Below are 23,002 nucleotides of genomic sequence, written 5' to 3'. Positions count from 1 at the left end.
CGGGGGCGGGAGTCAGCTCGCCGTGGTGGCGGCCGGGGCCCTGCGGCGGGCGCGCACCGTCTCGAGCACGCCCCCGGTGATGCTGCCGAGCGCGAGGGCGACCAGCACCGAGACCAGCAGGACGCCCAGCGAGACGTGCGGTGCGGCGACGCCGGCGGTCTCGTGGAGCACGCGGAAGAGGATCCCCAGGCCCATCAGCACCGCGGCGACGGCCCCGGCGACGGCGATCCCGATCTGCAGCGCCCGCGCCCGGCCGGCGGCCGCGACCAGGGCGCCCACGATCACCACCAGCGCCACCGCTTCGATGACCACGGCGGCGAGCACCACCAGCAGCGAGGTGCTGAGGCCGAACAGGGCGGGCAGGGCCTGACCGGGCTCGCCGAAGCCGATGAGGGCACAGGCGACGATGCCGATCGCGGCCGTGAGGCGGGTGCCGTCCTCGAGCGCCACCACGAGCACCGCGGAGACGATCGCGCCCACCAGCCCCAGCAGCAGGGCGAGCGAGGAGGGAGTGGCGACCGCCTCCCGCGGCAGGGCCACGGCACCGGCGCCGGCGAGGACGACCCCGAGCAGCAGCCCGATGCCCATCGCGAGACCGGCGCTGTTCCAGGTGCGCCGCGGACCGGCGATCGCCGCGGCGGCGAGGGGGAACGCGATCGGGATCGCCAGCATCACGGCGGTCAGCGCACAGGCGAGGAGCTCGGTGGGCTCGAGATCGAAGGACATGCTCCATGGTCTCCCGTCCGGCGCCGCGATGGCGAGCTGTTGCTCGAATCGAGACGCTGCACGAGGCGGCGCGCGTCAGGCGGGGACGGTCCGGCGCGGCTGCGCGCGGCGGTCGGCGAGGTGCCAGGCCCACAGCAGCGATCCGACCACCACGTAGCCGAGCGCGGCGAGGGCCACCACGGTGAGGCTCCCCGTGATCAGCGGGGCGATCACCCCGGAGAGCAGCGCGTTCATGACCAGGGTGAAGAAGGTGCCCAGCGAGGCCGCGGCGCCGCGGTGGTGGGGGAACAGGTCGAGGATCTCGAGCTGGATCGGGGCGAAGAACAGCGAGGCGGTGAAGGACATCAGCATCGGACCGACGAGCACCGGGATCAGCGTGGCGTCGAGGCTCCCGGAGGGATCGGGGAACACCATCACCAGCACCAGGTTCAGGGTGCTGGCGGCGAGCGTGCCCACGTAGCCGAGCGTGATCAGCCGGGTGCGGTCCAGCGCGTCGGCCGCGCGGCCGACGACGAAGGACCCGGCCATCATGCCCAGGATCAGCGGTCCGAACAGCACCCAGAAGTCCTGTTCGCCGAGCCCGAACAGCCGCACCACGATGATCGGGGCGGCCGCGACGAACACGAAATGGGCGGCGAAGCCGAAGGCGGTCGCGAGCGCGATCCGCACCATCGTCAGCGAGCGGCCCACGCTCCACAGCGCCCCGACCACCGAGCCGACCCGCAGCGGGATCCGCGCCTCCTTCGGCAGGGACTCGGGCATCAGGGCGGTCAGCACCATCACCACCACGCCGTAGAGGCCCACGCCCGCGAACACCCAGCGCCAGTCGCCGAGCAGCAGCAACCAGCCGCCGAGCATCGGAGCGACCACAGGGGCGAGCGCGAAGATCATCATGACCTGCGCCATCAATCGCTGCGCCTCGGCCCCGGCGAAGAGGTCGCGGATCACCACGCGCGAGACGATGGTGGCGGCCCCGGCACTCATCCCCTGCAGCACGCGCAGGGCGATGAGCATGCCCATCCCGCCGGCGAACGCGGCGCCGACCATGGCCAGGATGTAGATCGCCAATCCGCTGAGCATGACCGTCTTGCGGCCCAGCGCGTCGGAGAGCGGTCCGTGGAACACGCTCATCACCGCGAAGGAGGCGAGGTAGACGCTGATCAGCTGCTGCAGCACCACGTCCGAGGCGCCGAACTCGTCCCCGATCTGCGTGAACGCGGGGAAGACGGTGTTGATCGTGAACGGCCCCAGCATGCCCAGGGCGGCGAGCGTGAGGGTGATGCGGGCACCGGCGGTGCGGGGTCGGCGGGACGGGGGCAAGGCGGGTCTCCCCGCCGCGGCGCGTGTCACCATGGCAGTCTAGTAGCGCTTTCCTGATCCGGGTCGGACCGACCGAAGGGTGCTCATGGAACACGAGATCGACCTGTGACCTCCTCGCCCGCGGCCGACGACCGCCCCGGCGCCCTTCGTCCCGAGGACGGGGCGAGTCGCGGCGTCCCCTACCGCACGCTGATCTGGCTCGCCGTCGCGACGTTCACCACGGGGATCGACGGCTACGTGCTCGCCGGGCTGCTGCCGGACATCGCCGAGGACCTCGAGGTGACCGCAGCCGCCGCCGGGCAGCTGGTGGCCGTCTTCGCGCTCACCTCCGCCCTGGCCGGCCCGATCCTCGGCGCGACGACCAGCGGCTGGGAGCAGCGCCGCACGATCATGACGGCGCTGGCCGCCTTCGTGCTGGGGAACCTCGTCAACGCGCTCGCCCCGACGTACTCCGTCGCACTGGGCGGCCGGGTGATCGCGGCGCTCGGCGGCTGCCTGCTGGGCGCGGCCGTGACCGGGTACGTGGTGCACCTGGTGCCCCCGCACCACCGGGGCCGGGCGCTGTCCTTCGTGCTGGGCGGGTGGATGACGGCGACCGCGCTCGGCGTCCCCGTCGGCCTGATCCTGGGGCAGTCCAGCTGGCGCCTGCCGCTGCTGATGGTCTCCGCAGTGGGGCTCGCGGCACTGCTGGGGATCGGTCTGCGCCTGCCGCACCTGCGCTACCCCTCCTCCTCGCTCGCGGACAGGCTCCGCCCCCTCGCGCGGCCGCGCCTGGTGGGCGGTCTGCTGGTGTCCACCGGGGTGCTCTGCGCGAGCTACACCTGCTTCACCTATGCGGTGCTGATCCTGCGGCCCTCGCACCCGGCGAGCTGGATGATCATCGTGATCATGTGCGCCTACGGGGTGGCCAGCATGGCGGGCAACGCCGTGACCGGGCGGCTCGCAGACCGCTTCTCCCCGGTGCGGGTGCTCTCCGCGGTGCTCGCCCTGCTGCTGGCCGACGCCCTGTTCGGGGCGCTCGCGCTGGCCGCCGCGGCGCCGGCGGCGCTGGCCGTGCTGAGCGTGGTCTGGTTCCTGGTCGCGGGCGTCGGCAACGGCGGTCACGCGGTGCCGCAGCAGGCGCGGCTGGCGGCCATGGCTCCGGCGTCGGTGCCCGTGGTGATGGCGCTGAACGCGAGCGCGATCTCGCTGGGCAGCGCCCTCGGCGGCGGGCTCGGCGGTCTTGCGCTGACCGCCGGCCTGTCCCCGGCGCGGCTCCCGCTGGTGGCCGCCGCGGTGCTCGTGCCGACGATCCTGCTGCACCTGCTGGTCGCACGGTCGGCGCGGCGTGCGGGGGACGCGGGATAGACGGACGCGGGGTGGTCGGACGCGGGGTGGACGGCGCGCCGCCGGTGGAGCACCGACGGCAGGAGTCTGCGTGCCGACGGCGAGGATCAGCGCGCGGACGGCAGGGCGCGGCGCCGAGACAGGGTGTCGCGGCGGAGGAGCCGCGGCGGGTCCTGCACGACGCAGTGCACGTCCTGCGGAGCGCGGAGCAGGGCCGAGGCCACCTGCCCGAGCACGACGCCGAGCTGGTGCGGCGAGCGGTCGATGACGGCGAGCTCCGGGATATGGGTCCGGCACGCCGGGGAGTCGTCCCAGGCCACCACGGACAGCTCCTCCGGGACCATCAGCCCGAGCTCGAGGGCGCGCTCGCAGCCGCCGATCGCCATGGCATCGTTGTCGTACACGATGACCGAGGGAGGCACCGCCGCGCCGAGGAGCCTCTGCGTGCACTCCGCGCCGCTCAGCCGGCCGTAGTCGCCCACCGCCGTGAGCGAGGGACGCGCGGGCTCGCCCACGAACGCCTCGTACGCCTCGCGGCGCCATCTGCTGTGCAGCAGGTCCGGAGGCCCGCCGACGTGGCCGATCGCCTCGTGCCCCAGGCCGCGGAGGTCCTCCAGCAGTCTGCGCATGGTGCCGTCGTTGTCGACCGTCACGCGCGAGGAGAGGCGGCGCTCGCGCTCGTCGCAGATCACGACGTACGGCAGCCCGAGCTCGTCGGCGAGACGTGGTCGCGCATCGTCCTCGCGCAGGTCCTTGAGCACCGCCACCGCCCCGGGGAGCTGCTCCGCCCAGTGCCGCAGGGCGTCCAGCTCCTGCTCGACATCGCGCGCGACCCGGCTGAGGACCCCGTGGCCCCGAGGCACGGCGGTGTCCTCGAGGCCGTGCAGGACCTGGGTGTAGAACTGCTCGGAGTGTGCGGACCACACCGAGTCGGGGATGGCGATGCAGATCGTGCCCACAGCAGCTCCTCCCCCGCCCGGTCCGTGATCAGACCGCGTCCGGCAGCGCACGGGATCGTGCCCGGGCCACGAGGGCATTGGCGGTCATCAGGACATTCTGCTCCAGGAACGCCTCCGGGGGCGCCGCGGTCGCGGTCCGGACCCGCAGCGTGGCCGACTCCCCCGGCAGCAGGGTGAGCAGCTGCCGCTCGGCGACCGCCTCGGGATCGACCTTGTCGGCCAGCACGCACAGGTCGCGGACCGTGGTCGTCGCGGTGAGCGAGAGCTCCACCCCGCCCTCCGCGCGGCGGGCGGTGGCGATGAGCCCGCCGTCGGCGAGCGCGGAGTCGCGGTCCTCGGCGAAGAAGTGCACCGTGCGCGCCGCGCCCTCGCCCACCTCGACCACGAGCACCTCCCGGGCGGCGTCGGCGGGGACGGCGAGGCTCTCGGGGACCGGCACCGTGCCGGAGGAGCGTGCGGCGATGTCGACGGCGGTCTCCCACTGGGCGAGCACGGCCCCCTCGAGATCTTGGCGTCGCAGCCGGAGTGGGGCGGTCAGGCGCTCCTCCGCGTCGTTGCCGAGGCTGACCACCAGGTGATCGGCGCGGGGCTGGACCGTCACCAGCAGGGGAGCGTACAGCTCACGCAGCGCGTACCACAGCAGCTTGCGGCGACGGTCGCCGTCGACGGCCGCCCAGGAGGTCACGGGCCAGCAGTCGTTGAGCTGCCACACGATGGTCCCGCCGCAGCGCGGCCAGTGGGAGCGGTAGTGCCCGATCCCGCAGATCAGCGCCCTGGCCTGGTTCAGCTGGGTGGCGAAGTGGAAGTCGTCGAAGCCCTCGACCGACGGCAGGTGCGGACGCATGCCGCGCTCGAGCTTGTCCTGGCCGTCCGCGGCCTTCTGGTGGGAGAGCATGGCTGGGGAGTCCTCGCGCAGGGGACGCTCGGTGATCGCCCGCGCGATGGTGGCGTGGTTGGCGGGGCCCTGGTACCCGAACTCGGCGGAGAAGCGCGGCACCGTGTCCCGGTAGCGGAGGTAGTCGTTGTCCTCCTCCGAGGCCCAGGCCACCCAGTTGTGGACGGTGCCGTGGTCGGGGTTGCGCGGTTCGTCGGGGACCGGGCGCGAGTACGGGCTGCTGGGCGTGTAGCTGCGGGTGGGATCGAGCTCCGCGAGCAGCGCGGGGAACAGCTCGGTGTAGTAGGCCAGACCCCATCCGGTCCCCTCGGGGAGCGACTGCTTCCATCCCCAGTGGTGATACCCCTCGATGTTCTCGTTGCTGCCGTTCCAGTGCACGAGGGACGGGTGCCAGGCGAGGCGGACGATGTGCTCGCGCGCCTCGGCCTCGAACTCGCTGCGCAGCGGCTCGAGCTCTGAGTACGCGGCGCAGGCGGTGGCGAAGTCCTGCCACACGAGGATTCCCAGCTCGTCGCACAGGTCGTAGAGAAGCTCCGACTCGTAGAGCCCTCCGCCCCAGATGCGCAGCGTGTTCATCCCGGCCTCGACGGCATCGGCGACACCCGCCCGGTAGTCCTCGGCGGTGAGCCGGCTCGGGAAGCAGTCGTCAGGGATCCAGTTCGCTCCCTTGACCAGGACGGGGCGCTCGTTGACCGTGACGGTGAAGGAGGTGCCGATCGCGTCGCTCTCCTCGAGCACCCCGGCGGTCCGGAAGGCGATGCGGTGCTGTCGGCTCTCGAGGAGCGTCCCCGCGTCGTCACGCAGCTCGATGTGCACCGCGTACCGAGGCTGCTCGCCGTAGCCGCGCGGCCACCACAGCCGGGGCTCCTCCGCCGCGAGCTCGAGGGCGAGCACGTCCCGTCCGTCCGCAGCAGCGCACGACACGGCCCGGTCGACCTCCTGGCCGGTCGGGTCCAGGAGGCTCGCGCGGACCTCGAGCGGACCTGCGTCGCGGGAGCTGCTGCGCTCGATGCCGGCCCGGAGCGCCACGGTGCCTCTGCCGTCCTCGACGGTGACGCGGGGACTCACCTCGGCGAGGCGCGCGGTGTCCCATTCCTCGAGCGCGAGGGGACCCGCGATCCCGCTCGTGACCAGGACCGGGCCCCAGTCCCAGCCGAAGTTGCACGCCATCTTGCGCAGGGCGTTGTACGGCAGGTCGTTGCCGATCGCGGGCAGCTCGCCGAGCACCTCGGCGTTCTCCCGGGCCGTGCGCAGCGGGGAGGCGAAGAGGATCTCGAGCATGTTCTCCCCCGCCCGCAGCTGCTCGGTGACGTCGAAGCGCCAGGAGCGGTGCTGGTTCTGCACGCGGGCCACGCGCCGGCCGTTCAGCACGATGGTCGCGGCGGTGTCGAGGCTCGCCGCGACCAGGTCGACCCTCGTGCCGGGAGACCGGCCGCCCGCGGCGCCGCCCGCCGTGCCGTCGAAGACCGTGCGGTAGAGGACGTCGCACTCTCCGGTCCAGGCCAGGCCGTGCTCATTGCGGTCGAGGTAGGGGTCCTCGATGAGACCGGCGGCGAGCAGGTCGGTGAGGAAGGTGCCGGGCACGGTGGCCGGCACCTCGTGCACCGGGAACGGGGCCGGCCCGTCGGTGACGGTCATGGTCCAGCCGTCGTGGAGCTCCCTGCGGCGCAGGCCGGCAGGGTCGAGGCGATCGTTCACGGGGTCTCCTCCGCGTGGGCGAGGTGGTCGGGCATGGGGACGCCCCGGCGGCGGGCCTCGGCGAGGAAGCGCGGGCTGCTGCCCGGCTCGGGCGCTGCCACCAGCAGCTGCTTGGTGAACTCCGCCTGGGGGCGCAGGATGACCTCGTCGGCCGGCCCGCGCTCGACGACCTCTCCGCGGTACATCACGAGGATCTCGTCGGAGAAGTGCCGGGCCGTGGCCAGGTCGTGGGTGATGTAGAGCATCGCGAGGTTCTCCTCGCGCTGCAGGCGGGCGAGCAGGTTCAGCACTCCCAGGCGGATGGAGACGTCGAGCATCGAGACGGGCTCGTCGGCGATGAGCACGCTCGGCTCCGGGGCCAGGGCCCTGGCGATCGCGACGCGCTGGCGCTGTCCGCCGGAGAGCTCGTGAGGTCGGCGGTCGATGTAGTCCTCCGCCGGGGAGAGGTTCACGCGCTCCAGCAGTTCGATCACCGCCGCGCGCACGGTCCGGCCGGTGGCCTTCCCGTGCAGAAGCAGGGGCCGCTCGATGTGATGGCCGATGCTGTGGAACGGGTTGAGCGAGGCGAACGGGTCCTGGAAGACCATCTGGACCTCGTCGCGGTAGCGCCGGAGCGCTCTGCCGCGGGTGCCGATCGGTGTCCCGTCCAGGGTGATCGAGCCGGCACTGGGCCGTTCCAGCTGCGCGATGAGCTTCGCGATCGTCGACTTGCCCGAGCCGGACTGGCCCACGAGGGCGACGGTGCGCCCGGGGCTGAGCTCGAAGTCGACGCCCCGGACGGCACGGAGCCGGGAGAAGCGGACGCCGTCGCGCAGGATGTAGGTCTTGTCGAGTCCGGACACGGCGAGAGTGGTCATCGGCCCTCCTCCTGGTCGAAGCCGGCCCGTACGAAGTCCCCGGCCTCGCCCGTCAGGGACGGGAAGGATCCCAGCAGCCGCCGGGTGTAGGGGCTCTGCGGGGTGAAGTACAGATCCTCCGCGGTCCCGAGCTCGACGATCTCGCCGCTCCTCATCACGGCGACGCGATCGGAGATCTCCAGCAGCATCGGGAGATCGTGGGTGATGAACACGACCGCGAAGCCGAGCTCGCGGCGCAGGCGCAGGATCTCCTGGAGGATCTCCCGCTGCACCACCACGTCGAGCGCGGTGGTGGGTTCGTCCATGATCATGAGCTTCGGGTCCAGGGCGAGCGCCATCGCGATCATCACCCGCTGCCGCATCCCGCCGGACAGCTCGTGGGGGTACGCCGCGAGGCGGGAGCGCTCCACCCCGACGAGCTCGAGGAGCTCCTCGCCGCGCTGCCGTCGCTCCTTCACCGACATCTGGGGACGGTGCGTGGAGAACACGTCACCGAGCTGGGCGGCGATGTTCAGCACGGGGTTGAGCGAGTTCATCGCTCCCTGGAACACCATCGCGACCTGGGACCAGCGGAAGGACCGGAGGTCCTCGCCCTCGAGGCCGAGGACGTCGATGTCCTCCCCCGAGCTCGCGTCGTGGAAGGTGACGGTGCCGGAGACGATCCGGGCGGGCGGCCGGTGCAGCTGGTTCAGCCCGTAGGCCAGGGTGGTCTTCCCGCAGCCGGACTCGCCGGCCAGCCCGAGGATCTCCCCCCGACGCAGGGTGAACGAGGCACCCTTGACCGCGTGGACCGGGTTCTCGACCTCGTAGACGATGTCGAGGTCGCGGACGGTGAGGACCGGCTCCTCGAGCACCGGCGATCCGTGCTCGACCCGTTCGGTCTCGAGCGAGTCGTCCAGCACGGGGACGGGGACGCCGCCCGTCGCGGCGAGCGTCGCGGCCTCGACGCCCGGATCGGGATCATGCGCCGAACGGTCCGGAGGGACAGGCCCGGTGAGGGGGGTGCTCATGCGCCGGCCTCCATCTTCTGCTGCGCGGCATCTGCCTTGCGGACCCGGCGGGCGGCCTTCGGCGCGGTGCGCAGCCGCGGGTTGATGATGCTGTCGATCGAGAAGTTGATGAGGGACAGCCCGCAGCCCAGCACGGCGATCATCAGGCCCGGCGGGACGAACCACCACCAGGCGCCGAGCGTGAGCGCCTGGGCGTTCTGCGCGTAGTAGAGCATCGAGCCCCAGGTCTGGGTGCCCACCACCCCGAGGCCGATGAAGCTCAGCCCCGCCTCGCCGAGGATCGCGGTGATCAGTGCGAACACGAATCCGCTGGACATCACCGGCAGGAGGTTCGGCAGGATCTCCACGGCGATGATCCGGGGAGCGCGCTCCCCGGCGATCTTCGCCGCCTGCACGTAGTCGCGCTGCCGGATGGAGAGGGTCTGCGAGCGCAGCACGCGAGCGGCGGCCGCCCACGACGTGATGGCGAGGATGAAGGCGATCAGCAGCAGTCCGCGCCGCTCGACGTAGGAGCCGATGACGATCATCAGCGGGAGGCCGGGCAGGATCAGGACGACGTTGGTGAACAGCGAGAACAGCTCGTCGAGCCAGCCGCCCAGGTACCCGCCGAGGATCCCGAAGAACGCGGAGAGGAACAGGGCGAGCGAGGCGACGATGATGCCCACGAGCAGCGATCCGCGTGTGGCGTGCGCGAGCTGTGCGAGGACGTCCTGCCCCGTCTGGGTGGTGCCCAGCACGTTCGATGCCGTCGGTGGCTGCATCCCTCTGCTGTCGATCGCCAGCGGATCGGCGACGAAGAACGGCGCGATCAGTCCGAAGGCGGTGATCGCGAGGACCAGTCCGGCGCCGGTGATGAAGGTCGGGGTCAGCAGGCGGCGCAGTGCGTCGCCGCGGGGGCTCTGGGTGGTCATCTCTCCTCCTCAGCCTCGCGCCCTGGTGCGAGGGTCGATCACGCCGTAGAGCAGGTCCACGACGAGGTTCGCCGCGAGGACGGAGACCGTGATGACGAGGAACAGTCCCTGCATGAGCGAGTAGTCGTTGTTGTTCACGGCCTGGAGCATCGCGAAGCCGATGCCCGGATAGGAGAACACCGTCTCGACGACGATCGACCCGGAGACGACGAATCCCAGGGAGATCGCGAAGCCGGAGACGCTCGGCAGCATGGCGTTGCGCGCCGCGTACATGAGCATCACCCGACGCGGGGAGAGCCCCTTCGCTTCGGCCGTGAGGATGTAGTCCTCGCTGAGCGTCGACACCATCATGTTGCGCATGCCCAGCAGCCAGCCGCCCAGCGAGGACAGCACGATCGTGAGCGCGGGCAGCGTCCCGTAGTAGACGGCGTTGGACAGGAACGGGTAGTCGAAGGCGGGCCGCACGAGGGAGACGTCGTAGCCGCCCGAGACCGGGAACATGCCCAGGTTGACCGACAGGACGTAGACGAACAGCAGGGCGAGCCAGAAGTAGGGCACCGCCTGCAGGATCGTGGTCGCGGGGATCAGCGAGTCGAGCCAGGTGCCCCGCCGCCACCCCGCCATCGTGCCGAGCGTCATGCCCAGCAGGAAGGTGATCGTCGTGGACAGGCCCACCAGCACGAGGGTCCACGGCAGCGCCTCGCCGATGACGGTGGTCACCGGGGTCGGGAAGTACGTCACGGAGACCCCGAGGTCGCCGACGACCAGCCCGCGGAGGTACTCCACGTACTGCACGACGATGCTGCGGTCGTCGGAGGCCCCGAGCATGACCTCGATGGCCTCACGGGTCCCGGGGGAGACGGGTCCGCGCAGCGCCAGCTTGGCGAGCACTGCGTCGACGGGGCTCCCCGGGAGAGCACGGGGGATGAAGAAGTTCAGCGTGACCGCGGCCCAGAGCGCCACGAGGTAGAAGCCGAGCTTGCGGAGGATGTGCACTGCGGTGCCTTTCGACGTCGCCGGAGGTGGCCGAAGGAGGGGCGGCGCCCGCGCAGCGCGGGGCCTGCGCCGGGCGGCGCCCCTCCTCACTCCACGGGGGTGACGGTCTTGAGCACCTGCGCGTTGTCCGGGGCGGACCACGACATCGGGTAGACGTACAGGTCGTCCTCGCTGGGCCAGCCGGTGAAGCGCTCGCTGCTGTACTCGGTGAGGCTCGATCCGATGAGCACGGGGATCGCGGGCAGCGCCTCGGAGAGCTTGCGCTGGACCAGGTGGTAGTGCTCCTTCTTGACCTCGACGTCATCGGTCGCCGAGGCGGCGTCGAGGGCGTCGTCGACCTCGGGATCGGAGAAGCGGGTGACGTTCTGGTACGGGTTGCCGTTCTCCCCCACCGGCACCGTGTTCTCGGTGGAGAATTGGTTCCGGTAGGGGTAGTACGGGTCCGGAGCCGGGCCCTGACCGACGGAGTCGAGGGTGAGCTGGAAGGTGCCCTGGGCCTTGGCGTCGTTCCACTCGTTGACGGACACCTGCTGGGGGACCAGTTCGATGCCGACCTCCTTGTACTGCTGGGCGAGGGTGTCCAGCGCGGTGACGAAGTCCGACCACCCGGTGGGGCAGCTGGCGGTCATCGAGAGCCGCTCGCCGTCCTTCGCATAGACCCCGTCGGAGCCGAGCTCGTAGCCGGCGTCCTCGAGGACCTCCTTCGCCTCGTCGACCTGCGCGGTCCACGGCGCGACCTCGATCGAGGGGTCGATGAAGTCCGCGTCCCGGTCGGGCAGCGCGAAGGAGGGCGAGATATCGGTGCCGAGGCCGAAGAACGCGAGCGCGGAGAGCTGCTCCCGGTCCATCCCGAGGTACAGGGCGCGGCGCACGGCCGGATCGGTCTGCGGACCTTCGCAGCCGAGGTCCGGGTTGGAGGCAGCCATCAGCGCCGCCTGCGAGAGCCCGGTGTTGGTGTAGGAGAGGTTCGGGTCCGCCTCGACGTGCTTCTCGAGGTCGGGGATCGCCACCGACATGTAGTCGATGTCGCCGGCGCGCCACATGTCGGTCGCGGCCTGGTTGCCGGACAGTGCGAGACAGCGGACGCCGCCGATCGCCGGGACGCCCTCCTCCCAGTAGTCGGGGTTGGCCCGCATCAGGTAGGCCTCGGAGGTGTAGTCCCCGAAGCGGAAGGCACCGGTGCCCACGGGCTCCTCGTTGGCGTAGGTCGCGAGATCCTCGACGTCGGCGAAGAGGTGCTCCGGGATGATCCAGGTGCGGCTGAGGGCGTTGGGCCCCTCGGTGAAGGAGGGCTTGTCGTAGGTGATCACGACGGTGGTGTCGTCGGTGGCCTCGGCGCTGGGGGCGGTGCCGGCCCCGTTGAGCGCCGGGGTGTCCTTGATCTTCGTGAAGGTGAAGGCCACGTCGTGGGCGGTGAAAGGTTCTCCATCGTGCCAGGTCACCCCTTCCCGGACCGTCACGGTCAGCTCGGTGCCGTCCTCGTTCCACTCGTAGGACTCCCCCAGGAGCGCCACTGCCTCCTGGTCGAGCGCCTTGAGGGGGTCGAAGTAGAACAGCGGCTCGAAGACGACGCCCTGGACCATGGACATCACCGAAGGCGAGTGCGGGTTGAAGTTCCGGGTGAACTCCCCGGAGCCGCTGAAGGAGTTGACGATCGGCGCGCTCGAGCCGCCGCCCTCGCCGCCCTCCTCGAGGTTGGACTGCTGCCCGCACGCGGACAGCGCGAGGGTGCCGGTCCCGGCCACCGCCGCCAGTCTGTACAGGTCTCGACGACTGAGGTGCATCATTGCTCTCCTTGGTCACGCCGCATCGCGTGCTGGGTCGTTCTCACCAGAACTTCCTTCATTCGCTTAATGAAGTACGAGTAGTGTGCGGAGCAGATCACACTTCGTCAAGGGCCCGAGCGACGCCGGGAGGGCACAGGATGATCACGGCGCTCCCTCCCCCCGGCGATCTCGCGGACGATGGTCGGGAGGACGACGGTGGACGGGAGCAAAGCGGAGAGGAGACGGCGATGACGATGACCGGCGAGCGTCGCTCCTCATCGACCGATGCCGCGATCCTCGAGATGGTGCGTCGGCGCACGGTGACGACCCGCGTGGAGATCTCCCGCGAGCTCGGGGTCACTCCCGCGACGGTCACCTACGCCGTGAAGCGGCTGCTGGCGGCGGGCCTCGTGGTCGAGGCCGGTCACGCCCGCTCCAACGGCGGCAAGCGCGCCTCGCTGCTGCGGCTCAACGACCGGGCGCGCTGGGCGATCGGCTGCACCATCGGGTCGGACCGCGTCTCCGTGGTCGCGGTGGACATGACCGGGGCGCTGCGCTCCCGCGCCGTGGTCCCCCTCGGCGCGGGGGCGGAGGCCGGCGACGTCGCCCACGTGCTCGACCGCGCGCTGTCCATGATGGAGCAGGACCGGGAGCTGCCGACGACCACCGGGATCGGCTTCGCCCTCCCGCAGGGCGGGGCCGGGAGCACCGCGCGTCTCTACAGCGCGCTCTCCGAGTCGCTGCCCCACCCCACGGTCAGCGCCGCCTCACCGCTGTGCGCCGCGCTGGGCAGCTTCTGGAGCGGCGAGCAGCCGGAGGCGGGGCTGACGGCCACGGTGCACGTGGAGGAAGGGATCGGTCTCGCACTCCTGCGGGACGGGGCACCGTTGCTGCGCGCAGGAACGGTGGCGCGGAGCACCATGGATCACCTGTGCGTGGACCCGGCGGGTCCCCCGTGTCGCTGCGGAGGGAGAGGCTGCCTGCACCAGTACTCCTCCTCACGGGCCATCGCCCGTGCGGCCGAGCTGCGTGAGGGTCTCGCCGAGCGGCTCGGCCTGGCCCTGACGGAGGCGTCGACCGAGAGCGACGCCGTGCTGGTCGCCGTGGCGGCGGCACAGGGCGACGAGCTCGCCCAGGAGGCTCTCGAGCCGGCTCTGACCGCGCTCGCTCAGGCCTCCTGGGGCCTCGCCTCGGCGCTGGCCGTCGACACGGTCGTCTTCTCCGGTGCCGCCCTGCAGGCCGCGGCAGGGCTCGTGCGCGAGGCTCTCGCCGAGCACTTCGCCAGCCGATCCGCCGCCACCGGCCATGCCATCGATGTGCGGGTCTCGCAGGTGCAGCCGCATCCGGGCTCCGTCGGCGCTGCCGTGCTCGCCCTCCAGACCTTCATGGACCCGAGCCCGGCGATCCGATCCTGACGCCTCGGCGCCCCTCCCGAACCGTCCGCGCTCCGTCCGAACCATCCGCACCGCTTCAGCCCTGATGCGCCCACAGGTCGCGCAGCAGCGCGATCTCGGCGAGGTGGTGGATGAGCTCGCGGTGGATGTGGGCGACGAGGGTGGCGCGGGAGTGCTCGGCCCAGGGCCCTTCCGCCTCGCCGACAGCCACCTGCAGGTCCTCGGCGTCCCACGAGCGCACGCCCTGGATCCATCGCTCGTACTCGGCGTCGAACTGGGCGAGCGCCTCCTCGGCGGTGGCGGCGTAGTCCCAGCTCATGTAGTCCGCCGGCGGGCCGCCCAGGTGGGAGTGGGAGCGCGCGGCGAGCACGCCCACGATGAGGTGGCCGAAGCGCCAGGCGATGGTGGTCAGCGGGGCGGGCTCCGGCTCGGGGTGCTCGAAGTCGATGACCATCGCCCCTGAGCCTCCCTGGATCGACGTGGGCGGCTGCTCGCCGTCAGCCGTGCGGGGGTGGACGGTCCATGCCCTCCCGCTGCCGCCGGGGTCGAAGAAGTACTCCTCGTCGGTGAGCCCGTCGAGGCGGGGTCGCATGAACTCCCGCACGTGGTACTCGATCTGGTCGAGCAGGACGGTGGGCAGGTCGCCGTCCCGGCCGCGAGTGGTCGCAGCGGTGGGGTCGTCAGCGGTGTCGGCAGGGGTGGCGGCGGTGGTCTCGTCGGTCATGACTCTCCTTCGGTGGTGGAACATCGGGGGCGGGGCGGTCAGGTCACCAGTTCTGCGGAGGCCACGGCTCGCCGTCGGCGAGGGCGTTCAGGGCGTAGGCGAACTGGCCGTCGAGGGTCTCGCGCAGGAGGTCGGCGTGCCCGGCGTGGCGGGCCACCTCCTCGAGGCAGTGCAGCGCCACCCAGCGCACCGTCCAGCGCTCCTCGCCGCTGAACCACGGCGCCTCGGGCACGGGGACCGGGGCGTCGAGGTCGGCGGCGCGGATCGCAGCGCCGAGCTCCGCACCCGCGGCCTCGAGCTCCTCGATCAGCGTCCCGGCAGTGTCCGTGGGCCGGAGCTCCCCGGAGTCGTCCCCGGTCAGTGCCGCGGAGGCGTCGGCGCGAGACGCATCGCCCTCGGCCTCGTCTCCGCCCTCGCCCTCGCCCTCGGACTCAGCGCCGTCCTCCGCGTCGCCGGACCCCGCCGCCTGCCGGATCTCGGCCGCGAAGCCGACCGTCACGGCCAGGACGTGCCGAGCGAGGGTGCCGAGGGAGAACTCGGAGACGGTGGGGCGCGTCGCGAGCTGCTCACGGCTCAGCCCCTGCAGGGTGGTCGCGACCTGGTGCGTCTGCTGCTGGGCGAAGACGGCCAGGCCGTCGTGCTCGCCGGTGACGTCGGTGGTCAGGAAGGGCATGAGGGGCTCCTCGGAGAAGGGTCGGCGAACGGAGGGGTGGCGAACGGAGGGATGGTGAACGGCGGGGGCGGCGACATCGGGCTCGGCCCGTCGCCCTCGCTCACCATCCGGCGGGCGGCCACTCCTGCCCGTCAGCCAGGGCGTTGAGCTCATAGGTGCCCCGGCCGTCGATGCTCTCGCGCAGGATGTCCGCGTGCCCGGCGTGGCGGGCGAACTCCTCGACCTGGTGCAGGGCGTACCAGCGCGTCGTCCACCGGCTGCGTCCGTCCCACCAGGGAGCGCCGTCGAAAGGACCGTCACCGTCGGGATCGGCCTCGCGGATCGCGATAGCGAGCCGGTCGGCCGCGCCGTGCAGCTCCTCGACGAGGGACTCCGGGGTGTCCTCGGCGCGCAGGGCGTCGGGCGCGACCATGCCCTCGGCCTGGAGCTGCTCGGGGGCACGGTCGGGCGTCGGGCCCGCCTCCGGGGCGGCGGCGATGGCGGCGGTGCCGCCCTCCGCGATGAGGAGGACGTGCCGTGCGAGAGCGCCGAGGCTCATGGCCGACGCGGTCGGGGTCTGCCGCAGCTGCTCGTCGGTGAGGCCGTGCAGGGCGGTCGCGACCTGGCGGATCTGCTGGGCGGCGAAGGTCGCGAGCGTGTCGCGCTCCTCGGTGGTCTCCGGGGTCAGGAAGGGCATCTCGGGCTCCTCTGGGTCGTGCTCGTCGGGATGGTGCTCGTCGGGTGGTGGCATTCGGGGTGGTGGCCGTCGTGGTGGTGCCGGACGGGCCCGTCCTTCGAACGGAACCGACTCTCTCTCCGTGAGCGGACAGCTTCTGTCCGCAGAGTCGGGGAGACTGCTCCCATGAGTGATGTGACGACGCGGGCGCTGCGCCTGCTGGCCCTGCTGCAGTCCCGGTCGGTGTGGACCGGACCGGAGCTGGCCGACGAGATGAGCGTGACCACGCGGACGGTGCGGCGGGACGTGGACCGACTGCGACAGATGGGCTACCCGGTGCTGACCTCGGCCGGGCACGGCGGCGGCTACCAGCTCGGGGCGGGCCGAGCGCTGCCACCGCTGCTGCTGAGCTCGGCGGAGGCGGTCGCCGTCGCGGTCGGGCTGCGGCTCGCGGCCTCCTCGGGCGTGGACGGCCTGGACGAGGAGGCGCTGCGCGCCCTGGCCGCCCTCGACCGGATCCTGCCGGCCCCGGTGCGGGCGGAGGTCGGCGCCGTCACCGACGCGATGGGCGTCATCACCCGCCCCTCCCCCGGCACGCGCTCCGAGGTGCTGATGACCCTCGCGACCGCGGTGCGGGACGGCGTGCGGGTGCGGGTGGACTACGAGCGGGCCGACGGCGAGCGGTCCGAGCGCCGGCTGGAGCCCTACCGGGTGCTGTCGATGGAGGGGCGCTGGTACCTGTTCTCCTGGGACCTGGACCGCGAGGACTGGCGCACCTTCCGGCTGGACCGGATGCAGGCGGTCCACGCCTCGACCTTCGCGATCTCGCCGCGGGAGGTCCCCGACATCGAGGCCTCGGTGCGGGAGTCGATCACCGTCGGCGCCTATCCGACCACCACCACGGTGCGGATCCTCGCCCCGCTCGAGGAGGTCTCGCCGCAGGTCCCGGCACGGGCCGGGACCCTCATGGCCGACGGGCCGGAGGCATGCATCCTGCGGGCGGGCGCCTACGAGCTGCACTGGACCGCGATGCACCTGGCGTGGATCGGCGCGCCGATCGAGGTGATCGAGCCGCCGGAGCTGCTGGAGGCGATCGAGGACCTGCGCATCTGGGCGAGCACGGTGCGGCGTGCGGACGACGCCCCCGGACGGTAGCGGGCCGCGCCCCGTCGGCCCTCCCGATCAGAGGATCAGCGGGTCAGAGGACCAGCAGGCCGACCGCGGCGGCGACGGTGAGCGCCAGGATCAGGTTCTCGAACACCTTCTGCGGGATGCGCCGGGCGACCTTCGCCCCCAGATACGCGCCGATCAGCACGACGGGGACCAGCATCGCGTCCATCACCAGGGTGTCGCGGGTGATGAGTCCCAGTCCCGCGGAGAAGGGCAGCTTGAACAGGTTGATGATCGCGAAGTACCAGGCGGAGGTGCCCAGGAAGGTCAGCACCGGCATCCGCATCGCGTAGAAGTACATCGACATCACGGGACCGGCGGCGTTGGCGACCATCGTGGTGAAACCGCCCAGCAGGCCGTAGCCGATGCCCTGGGCGGCGGCCGCGGCCCCGGGCCGGTACCCGCCGGTGGCAGGCCGCGCCGAGGTCGCGGACCCGGTCGAGGTCGCTCCTTGCGCGGCGGCAGCTCGCTCCGTGCGCTGGGAGACGCGGCGGCGCCACACGGTGACGGTCACGAGGGCCAGAAGGATCGCGCCGATGGTGATCCGCACCGCGTCGCCGTCCACGTGCGCGAAGTAGAACGCGCCGATCACCACGCCGATCATGGCGCTGGGCAGCAGGCGCAGCAGGGTGCGCACGTCGGGCTCGCGCCGGTAGACCCACAGCGCGGTCATGTCGCCGACGATCAGCAGGATCAGCAGCGCGGCGGTGGACTCCTTCGCGGGCATGGCCAGGGCGAAGATGCCCACCGCGATGGTCCCGGCGCCGGGCAGGGCCGTCTTGGAGAAGCCGACGACGAGCGCGCCGAGGGTGACCAGGAGCCAGGAGGTCGCGCCGAGGGAGGGGATCAGCGCAGCGAGGTCGGACATGGTGAGCGAAGCTATCAGCGCCCGCCGGGGTCGGGCGCTGCGGTCCACGGGGCCGATGCCGTGCCCTCCGACCCTCCACCCGGCACGGCCGTCCACGTCCCGGCGCACCCCGGGCCCTCCCCGCCCCCAGCCTCTCCCCGCTAGAATCCTCTGCCCGCCGCGAGCGGGGCAAAGATGGGGTGATCCGCTCGCTAATCCCCCGACTTCGTGACGTCGGCGGCGCGGAGGGGGGTCGGGGAGGTGGGCGTGGGGGCCGGGGAGGTGGGCGCGGGGTGGCGGCTCGAGGGGGCGGGCCTCACCCGATCCAGTCGGTCTCGACCGCTCCCCCGCCCTCCGCGGCGGCACGGGCGGCGCCGAGCACCAGGGCCATCGCAGCGGCGCCGGGGTCGATCACTCCCTGGGCGGCCTCGCCCACGTAGCTCGCGCGGCCGCGGCGGGCGGTGGTGCCGGCGGTCTCCTGTGCGGCGGTGACGGCGGCCTGCTCGGCGGCGGTGAGAGCCGCGACCGGGTCCTGCCCCGCCGCGACCGCCTCGCGCAGCGCCGTGACGGCCGGGGCCAGGGCGTCGACCATCGTCTTGTCGCCGACCTCCGCCTCGCCGTACTTCTGGATGACGGCCTGACCGGCGGCGAGCGCCTCGGCGAAGCTCGCCGGTGTGGGCGCGGTGTCCTGCTGCCCCTCCGTGTCCTGGTACCCGGCCTTGGCGAGGTCGCGGAAGAACATGCCGAACAGCGGTCCGGAGGTTCCCCCCACGCCGAGCCAGGCGCGGGACATCGCGGTGACCCATTCACGGTAGCCGGCCGGTTCGTCGGTCTCCAGGGCCGCGGCGAGGTTCTTCATGGCGGTGCGGACGTTGGCGCCGAAGTCGCCGTCGCCCGCGCGTCGGTCGAGGTCGCCGAGGGCGTCGGCGCTTCCGCCGAGGGTCCGTGCGGTCGCGTCCACGAAGGTGCGGCCGAAGTCGTCGGGCAGGGGGCTGGTCTCTTCAGGGCTGGTCATCTCAGGTCTCCTCACCAGGTCAGGGCAGGGGTGCGGACGGGGGCGTCCCACAGCCGGCGCAGCTCGTCGTCCAGCGCCAACAGGGTGATCGAGACGCCGTGCATGTCGAGGCTGGTCACGTAGGGGCCCACCAGGCTGCGTCCGATCGTGATCCCGGCGTCCGCGAGGCGGTGGTGCAGGCGGCGGGCGACGAGGTTCAGCTCGAGCGGGTAGGTGGCGCCGAGGCCGTTGACGATCGCGAGCACCTCGTCCCCGTCGGAGAGGTCGAGCTCCTCGAGCAGCGGGTCCAGCAGCAGGTCGGTGAGTCCGTCGGCGTCGGTGAAGGGGACGCGGCGGGCGGCGCGCTCGCCGTGGATGCCGACGCCGAGCTCGACCTCGTCGTCCTCGAGGGTGAACTGGGGCTCCTCGTCGCCGGGATGGGTGCCGGCCGAGAGCGCGAGGCTCATGGTGCGGGCGGAGGCGGCGACCCGGCGGCCGACGGCGGCGACCGCGGCGAGGTCCGCGCCCTCCTCGGCCGCGGCCCCGCACACCTTCTCGACGATGACGGTGGCGGCGGTGCCGCGCCGGCCCGGTCCGCTCCCGTCGTCCCCGGTGTCGGTGGCGAGGTCGTCGTCGACCAGCACGATCTCGGTCTCGATCGCGTCGTCGCCGCTGATCTCCCCGGCGATGCGGAAGTTCAGCACGTCCCCGGTGTAGTTCTTGACGATCTGGACCACGCCGCGGCCCGCGTCGGCCGCCTTCGTGGCCTCGAGGACCTGCAGCGCGGTGGGACTGGCGAACACGGCCCCGGCGACCGCGACGTCGAGCATCCCGGGGCCGACGAAGCCCGCGTGCAGGGGTTCGTGGCCCGAGCCGCCGCCGGAGACCAGCCCGACCTTGTCCTGCGCCGGATCCCTGCGGGTCACGTAGCGGTGCTCCGCCTCCAGTGCCAGCTGCTGCGGGTGGCTGAGCACGAATCCCTCGAGGGCTTGGGGGACGAGGTCCTCGGGATCGTTGACGATGCTTCGACGCATGGCGCGCTCCTTCCTGGCGATGAGGCGTTCCGGGCGGCGGGGTGCTCCGATGGTGGGTGCTCCCGACGCTACGCCTCGACACTATCCTGAGGTGATGCGCGCCACTCCCGCCCACCGCGGCGGACTCCTGCTGACGCTGCTCGTCGGCCTGCTGGTGCTGGTCCTGGCGAGCGCGCCCGCCGCCCACGCGTGCAGCTGCGGCGAGACCGACTTCGAGGAAGCGGCCGAGAGCGCCGACCTCATCGCCGATCTCCGGATCGAGCACGCGATCTCGGAGGAGGCCGGAGACGTCACCTATCGCGCCGTGGTCGACACCGTGTGGAAGGGCGAGGAGTCCCGCACCCTCCGCTTCACCACCAGCGAGGAGGTCACGGCCTGCGGTCTGGGCCGGATCCCGGACGGCACCGAGCTGCTGGTCTGGGCCTTCGGCGGCGACGGCAGCTACTCGACCACCTGGTGCGCGCTGCCCGTCGACGGCGGGCCCGACGACCGCGAACGCCTCACCGAGCTGCTCGGAGAGCCCGCCGATCTCACCGACCAGCCCGTCCCGCTCGAGCCCGAGTCCCTGCAGCGCCCCTGGTCGGGGGTCGCCGTCGCCGTCGGAGCGGGCGCCGTCGCGCTCGCGATCGCGGTCCGGGCCACGGCGCTCGCGGCCGTGCTGGCGCTGCACGGTCGCCGACGGGACTGATCGCTCCTCGACCCGCGGGCCCGTGCTCGGAGGCCGGTCACGTACGGTGCCGACCATGCGACTTCTGCTGATCCGGCACGGCCAGACCCCCAGCAACGTCGAGGGGATCCTCGACGCCGGCTACCCCGGCCCCGGGCTGACCTCGCTCGGGCACCGGCAGGCGCGCGCGATCCCGGAGGCGCTGCGCGGCGAGGACATCGCCGGGCTGCACGTCTCCCGACTTCTGCGCACGCACGAGACCGCCGCGCCGCTGGCCGCCGCGCTGGGCACCAGCCCGCGCCTGACGGAGGGGCTCGAGGAGATCAGCGCCGGAGATCTCGAGATGCGGCGGGATGCCGCCGCCGTCGAGGCGTACCAGGCCAACCACGCCCGCTGGAGCACCGGCGAGCTCACCGGCGGGGTGCCGGGCGGCGAGAGCGGCGAGGAGTTCTGGGCGCGGTACACCGGCGCGCTGCGGCACATCGCGCGGCTCCACGAGGACGATGCGACCGTCGCGGCCATCAGCCATGGCGCCGCGATCCGCGTGTTCGCCTCCGTGGCCGGCGGGATCGCCGCCGCCTCCCTCGAGGAGCGGCCGCTGTACAACACCGGCATGGTCACCCTCACCGGCCACCCCGACGAGGGCTGGACGCTCGAGGACTGGATCAGCACCCCGATCGGCGGGGAGCATCTGCTGCGCGGGGCCGAGCACGACGTCACCGCGGACCAGAACGCCGACGCCGCGGTCTGAGCGACTGCCCCGACCTCGCAGGACGGGGTCGGGGCCCGATCCGTCAGTGCTCCCGGGAGGGACATCCGCCCTGTTCATGGCGGCGCTGCGGCCCGAGCCCCGCACCAGCGCCCCGGGCGGGCGCCGCGCCGGCGGGGTTGCGCCGGCGATCGGGCCCATGCCATGATCCCGCTCGACCGACATCCGAGTCGGACCACCGCGCAACGGCATCGACGCCGGCGCACCACCCCACCAGCGAAGGATCCGCCGCTCCGCACCCCACCGTCGATTCGTATCGACACCGTTGAGTCGCCTCAGCACTATCGATTCGTATCGACACGACCGCGATCGGCCCGCGAGAAAGAGACGATGATGTCCCCTCAGAAGCGCCCCACCTCCACCTTCCGACCCACCCGACGAGCGGTCAGCACGGGTGCCGTCGCCGTTCCCGGTCTGCTGGCCATGGCCGCCTGCGGCGGCTCCGGCGGCGAGGGCTCGTCCGCCGGGGACGACTCCACCCTGCGAGTGGTGGACTACTACAACACCCCGGCGGACGACGAAGTCATCCAGGAGACGCTCGAGGCCGTGGGCGCCGAGGTCGGCGTGACGATCGATCGCGAGAAGGTCCCCGGCGAGCAGCTCATCCAGAAGGTCCTCCAGATGAGCTCCTCGAAGACCCTCCCCGACCTCCTCATGCTCGACAACCCGGACCTCCAGGAGATCGCGAGCTCGGGGGCGCTCGCGCCGCTCGAGGACTTCGGCATCGACACCTCGGGATTCACGGAGGACATCCTCGAGGCGGGCACGTTCGAGGGGAAGGTCTACGGCCTGGCCCCGACGGTCAACACGATCGCGCTGTTCTACAACAGGGCGCTGCTGGCCGATGCCGGCGCTGAACCACCCGTCACTTGGGACGACCTCAAGGAGACGGCCGCTGAGCTCACGTCCGGCGATGTCTACGGCATCGCCTTCTCCGCGATCGCGACCTACGAGGGCACCTGGCAGTTCCTGCCGTTCATGTGGACCAACGGCGGTGACGAGACCGATCTCGGCTCCCCCGAGGTCGCGGGCGCGAGCCGGCTCTGGGCGGATCTGGTCACCGCGGGCTCCGCGTCCAAGTCGGTGATCAACTGGGGCCAGGGCGATGCGATGGACCAGTTCAAGGCGGGAAAGGCCGCGATGGTCGTGAACGGGCCCTGGAACATCGTGGGACTGCAGACCGACGCACCGGACCTGGACTGGGACGTCGTGATCATCCCCGTGCCGAACGAGGGCTCGGAGTCCGTGGCGCCGCTGGGCGGCGAGGTCTGGACGATCCCGCAGACGGGCGACGCCGAGAAGCAGAAGAAGGCGGCGGAGGTCCTGCAGAGGTTCGTCAGCGCCGAGAACCAGCTGACCATGGGCTCCGCGCGCAACACCATCCCGGCGGACATCGAGGCCGCCGAGACCTTCGCGCACGAGCACCCCGAGCTCGCGACCTTCGTCGAGCAGGTCTCCACCGCGCGATCGCGCACGGGCAAGCTCGGCCCCGACTGGCCCACCACCGCCAAGGCGATCTACACCGCGAACCAGCAGGTGCTCGTGGACGGCGCGGACCCGGCCGAGGCGTTCTCCGACGCGGCGGCGTCGCTCGGCTGAGCCCGACGACTC

At 72.2% G+C, this 23,002-nt stretch carries 21 protein-coding genes; 6 read left to right on the top strand and 15 right to left on the bottom strand.

Translation table 11 applies throughout. The features are described 5' to 3' along the window. Nucleotides 1-12: 12 nt before the first annotated feature. On the bottom strand, nucleotides 13-726 hold the full coding sequence (locus ACT3SP_RS04705; protein ID WP_444586084.1) for a hypothetical protein: 714 nt from the start codon (nucleotides 724-726) through the stop codon (nucleotides 13-15). A 75-nt stretch (nucleotides 727-801) separates the two neighbouring features. Further along, the gene (locus tag ACT3SP_RS04700; protein WP_444586083.1) at nucleotides 802-2,046 is read right to left on the bottom strand and encodes an MFS transporter; all 1,245 of its coding nucleotides are present in this window, start codon (nucleotides 2,044-2,046) and stop codon (nucleotides 802-804) included. Between the two features lie 105 nt (nucleotides 2,047-2,151). On the opposite strand from ACT3SP_RS04700, the gene ACT3SP_RS04695 reads away from it, so the two are divergent. Beyond that, nucleotides 2,152-3,393, top strand: coding sequence for an MFS transporter (locus tag ACT3SP_RS04695; protein WP_444586082.1), 1,242 nt, complete (start codon nucleotides 2,152-2,154; stop codon nucleotides 3,391-3,393). Nucleotides 3,394-3,479: 86 nt separating this feature from the next. Here the strand turns inward: ACT3SP_RS04695 and ACT3SP_RS04690 are convergent, their stop codons facing one another. From ACT3SP_RS04690 to ACT3SP_RS04660, 7 genes are all read right to left on the bottom strand, one after another. Next, on the bottom strand, nucleotides 3,480-4,331 hold the full coding sequence (locus tag ACT3SP_RS04690; protein WP_444586081.1) for a LacI family DNA-binding transcriptional regulator: 852 nt from the start codon (nucleotides 4,329-4,331) through the stop codon (nucleotides 3,480-3,482). Between the two features lie 28 nt (nucleotides 4,332-4,359). Then, the gene (locus ACT3SP_RS04685; protein WP_444586080.1) at nucleotides 4,360-6,924 is read right to left on the bottom strand and encodes a glycoside hydrolase family 2 protein; all 2,565 of its coding nucleotides are present in this window, start codon (nucleotides 6,922-6,924) and stop codon (nucleotides 4,360-4,362) included. After that, nucleotides 6,921-7,781, bottom strand: a complete 861-nt coding sequence (locus ACT3SP_RS04680; RefSeq protein WP_444586079.1) for an ABC transporter ATP-binding protein — start codon at nucleotides 7,779-7,781, stop codon at nucleotides 6,921-6,923. Before ACT3SP_RS04680 ends, ACT3SP_RS04685 begins: the two co-directional genes overlap by 4 nt. Further along, nucleotides 7,778-8,791 carry an ABC transporter ATP-binding protein gene (locus ACT3SP_RS04675; protein ID WP_444586078.1) on the bottom strand — a complete coding sequence of 338 codons (1,014 nt, stop codon included), beginning with the start codon at nucleotides 8,789-8,791 and terminating at the stop codon, nucleotides 7,778-7,780. The genes ACT3SP_RS04680 and ACT3SP_RS04675 overlap by 4 nt, the downstream gene beginning before the upstream one ends. Further along, entirely contained in the window at nucleotides 8,788-9,702 is a 915-nt protein-coding gene (locus ACT3SP_RS04670; protein ID WP_444586077.1) for an ABC transporter permease, read from the bottom strand. Before ACT3SP_RS04670 ends, ACT3SP_RS04675 begins: the two co-directional genes overlap by 4 nt. Before the next feature lie 9 nt (nucleotides 9,703-9,711). Beyond that, the gene (locus tag ACT3SP_RS04665) at nucleotides 9,712-10,698 is read right to left on the bottom strand and encodes an ABC transporter permease (protein WP_444586076.1); all 987 of its coding nucleotides are present in this window, start codon (nucleotides 10,696-10,698) and stop codon (nucleotides 9,712-9,714) included. An 86-nt stretch (nucleotides 10,699-10,784) separates the two neighbouring features. Next, the gene (locus tag ACT3SP_RS04660) at nucleotides 10,785-12,485 is read right to left on the bottom strand and encodes an ABC transporter substrate-binding protein (protein WP_444586075.1); all 1,701 of its coding nucleotides are present in this window, start codon (nucleotides 12,483-12,485) and stop codon (nucleotides 10,785-10,787) included. A gap of 227 nt (nucleotides 12,486-12,712) precedes the next feature. Between ACT3SP_RS04660 and ACT3SP_RS04655 the strand changes: the two genes are divergently transcribed. After that, nucleotides 12,713-13,879, top strand: coding sequence for an ROK family transcriptional regulator (locus ACT3SP_RS04655; RefSeq protein WP_444586074.1), 1,167 nt, complete (start codon nucleotides 12,713-12,715; stop codon nucleotides 13,877-13,879). A 55-nt stretch (nucleotides 13,880-13,934) separates the two neighbouring features. Here the strand turns inward: ACT3SP_RS04655 and ACT3SP_RS04650 are convergent, their stop codons facing one another. From ACT3SP_RS04650 to ACT3SP_RS04640, 3 genes are all read right to left on the bottom strand, one after another. Further along, a complete protein-coding gene (locus ACT3SP_RS04650) occupies nucleotides 13,935-14,582 on the bottom strand; it encodes a DinB family protein (protein WP_444586073.1) in 648 nt (215 codons plus the stop codon). 43 nt (nucleotides 14,583-14,625) lie between these two features. Beyond that, nucleotides 14,626-15,255 carry a mycothiol transferase gene (locus ACT3SP_RS04645; RefSeq protein WP_444586072.1) on the bottom strand — a complete coding sequence of 210 codons (630 nt, stop codon included), beginning with the start codon at nucleotides 15,253-15,255 and terminating at the stop codon, nucleotides 14,626-14,628. A 100-nt stretch (nucleotides 15,256-15,355) separates the two neighbouring features. After that, on the bottom strand, nucleotides 15,356-15,931 hold the full coding sequence (locus ACT3SP_RS04640; RefSeq protein ID WP_444586071.1) for a mycothiol transferase: 576 nt from the start codon (nucleotides 15,929-15,931) through the stop codon (nucleotides 15,356-15,358). Nucleotides 15,932-16,096: 165 nt separating this feature from the next. On the opposite strand from ACT3SP_RS04640, the gene ACT3SP_RS04635 reads away from it, so the two are divergent. After that, complete coding sequence (locus tag ACT3SP_RS04635) at nucleotides 16,097-17,065, top strand: helix-turn-helix transcriptional regulator (protein ID WP_444586070.1); 969 nt, start codon at nucleotides 16,097-16,099, stop codon at nucleotides 17,063-17,065. A gap of 43 nt (nucleotides 17,066-17,108) precedes the next feature. Here the strand turns inward: ACT3SP_RS04635 and ACT3SP_RS04630 are convergent, their stop codons facing one another. The 3 genes from ACT3SP_RS04630 to ACT3SP_RS04620 form a co-directional block, all read right to left on the bottom strand. Beyond that, nucleotides 17,109-17,948: a sulfite exporter TauE/SafE family protein gene (locus ACT3SP_RS04630; protein WP_444586069.1), complete on the bottom strand. Its 840-nt coding sequence runs from the start codon at nucleotides 17,946-17,948 to the stop codon at nucleotides 17,109-17,111. A gap of 295 nt (nucleotides 17,949-18,243) precedes the next feature. Continuing rightward, nucleotides 18,244-18,942, bottom strand: a complete 699-nt coding sequence (locus tag ACT3SP_RS04625) for a DAK2 domain-containing protein (protein ID WP_444586068.1) — start codon at nucleotides 18,940-18,942, stop codon at nucleotides 18,244-18,246. 11 nt (nucleotides 18,943-18,953) lie between these two features. Next, nucleotides 18,954-19,955, bottom strand: a complete 1,002-nt coding sequence (locus ACT3SP_RS04620) for a dihydroxyacetone kinase subunit DhaK (RefSeq protein WP_444586067.1) — start codon at nucleotides 19,953-19,955, stop codon at nucleotides 18,954-18,956. 94 nt (nucleotides 19,956-20,049) lie between these two features. On the opposite strand from ACT3SP_RS04620, the gene ACT3SP_RS04615 reads away from it, so the two are divergent. The 3 genes from ACT3SP_RS04615 (at nucleotide 20,050) to ACT3SP_RS04605 (ending at nucleotide 22,990) form a co-directional block, all read left to right on the top strand. Next, a complete protein-coding gene (locus ACT3SP_RS04615; protein ID WP_444586066.1) occupies nucleotides 20,050-20,643 on the top strand; it encodes a hypothetical protein in 594 nt (197 codons plus the stop codon). A 55-nt stretch (nucleotides 20,644-20,698) separates the two neighbouring features. Next, on the top strand, nucleotides 20,699-21,373 hold the full coding sequence (locus tag ACT3SP_RS04610; protein WP_444586065.1) for a histidine phosphatase family protein: 675 nt from the start codon (nucleotides 20,699-20,701) through the stop codon (nucleotides 21,371-21,373). A 351-nt stretch (nucleotides 21,374-21,724) separates the two neighbouring features. Then, on the top strand, nucleotides 21,725-22,990 hold the full coding sequence (locus tag ACT3SP_RS04605; protein ID WP_444586064.1) for a sugar ABC transporter substrate-binding protein: 1,266 nt from the start codon (nucleotides 21,725-21,727) through the stop codon (nucleotides 22,988-22,990). The last annotated feature ends 12 nt before the right edge of the window (nucleotides 22,991-23,002 follow it).

The organism is Brachybacterium sp. AOP43-C2-M15 (assembly GCF_052446295.1).
GTDB lineage: Bacteria > Actinomycetota > Actinomycetes > Actinomycetales > Dermabacteraceae > Brachybacterium.
The sequence above is the reverse complement of the archived record's forward strand: the minus strand, read 5'-3'. Positions and strand labels throughout refer to the sequence as shown.

Coding starts and splice junctions, on each gene's coding strand:
- ACT3SP_RS04705 (WP_444586084.1), bottom strand. CDS start 726: ATGTCCTTCGATCTCGAGCCCACCGAGCTCCTCGCCTGTGCGCTGACC.
- ACT3SP_RS04610 (WP_444586065.1), top strand. CDS start 20,699: ATGCGACTTCTGCTGATCCGGCACGGCCAGACCCCCAGCAACGTCGAG.
- ACT3SP_RS04615 (WP_444586066.1), top strand. CDS start 20,050: ATGCGCGCCACTCCCGCCCACCGCGGCGGACTCCTGCTGACGCTGCTC.
- ACT3SP_RS04640 (WP_444586071.1), bottom strand. CDS start 15,931: ATGCCCTTCCTGACCCCGGAGACCACCGAGGAGCGCGACACGCTCGCG.
- ACT3SP_RS04670 (WP_444586077.1), bottom strand. CDS start 9,702: ATGACCACCCAGAGCCCCCGCGGCGACGCACTGCGCCGCCTGCTGACC.
- ACT3SP_RS04645 (WP_444586072.1), bottom strand. CDS start 15,255: ATGCCCTTCCTGACCACCGACGTCACCGGCGAGCACGACGGCCTGGCC.
- ACT3SP_RS04635 (WP_444586070.1), top strand. CDS start 16,097: ATGAGTGATGTGACGACGCGGGCGCTGCGCCTGCTGGCCCTGCTGCAG.
- ACT3SP_RS04655 (WP_444586074.1), top strand. CDS start 12,713: ATGACGATGACCGGCGAGCGTCGCTCCTCATCGACCGATGCCGCGATC.
- ACT3SP_RS04660 (WP_444586075.1), bottom strand. CDS start 12,485: ATGATGCACCTCAGTCGTCGAGACCTGTACAGACTGGCGGCGGTGGCC.
- ACT3SP_RS04605 (WP_444586064.1), top strand. CDS start 21,725: ATGTCCCCTCAGAAGCGCCCCACCTCCACCTTCCGACCCACCCGACGA.
- ACT3SP_RS04680 (WP_444586079.1), bottom strand. CDS start 7,781: ATGACCACTCTCGCCGTGTCCGGACTCGACAAGACCTACATCCTGCGC.
- ACT3SP_RS04625 (WP_444586068.1), bottom strand. CDS start 18,942: ATGACCAGCCCTGAAGAGACCAGCCCCCTGCCCGACGACTTCGGCCGC.
- ACT3SP_RS04675 (WP_444586078.1), bottom strand. CDS start 8,791: ATGAGCACCCCCCTCACCGGGCCTGTCCCTCCGGACCGTTCGGCGCAT.
- ACT3SP_RS04620 (WP_444586067.1), bottom strand. CDS start 19,955: ATGCGTCGAAGCATCGTCAACGATCCCGAGGACCTCGTCCCCCAAGCC.
- ACT3SP_RS04630 (WP_444586069.1), bottom strand. CDS start 17,948: ATGTCCGACCTCGCTGCGCTGATCCCCTCCCTCGGCGCGACCTCCTGG.
- ACT3SP_RS04650 (WP_444586073.1), bottom strand. CDS start 14,582: ATGACCGACGAGACCACCGCCGCCACCCCTGCCGACACCGCTGACGAC.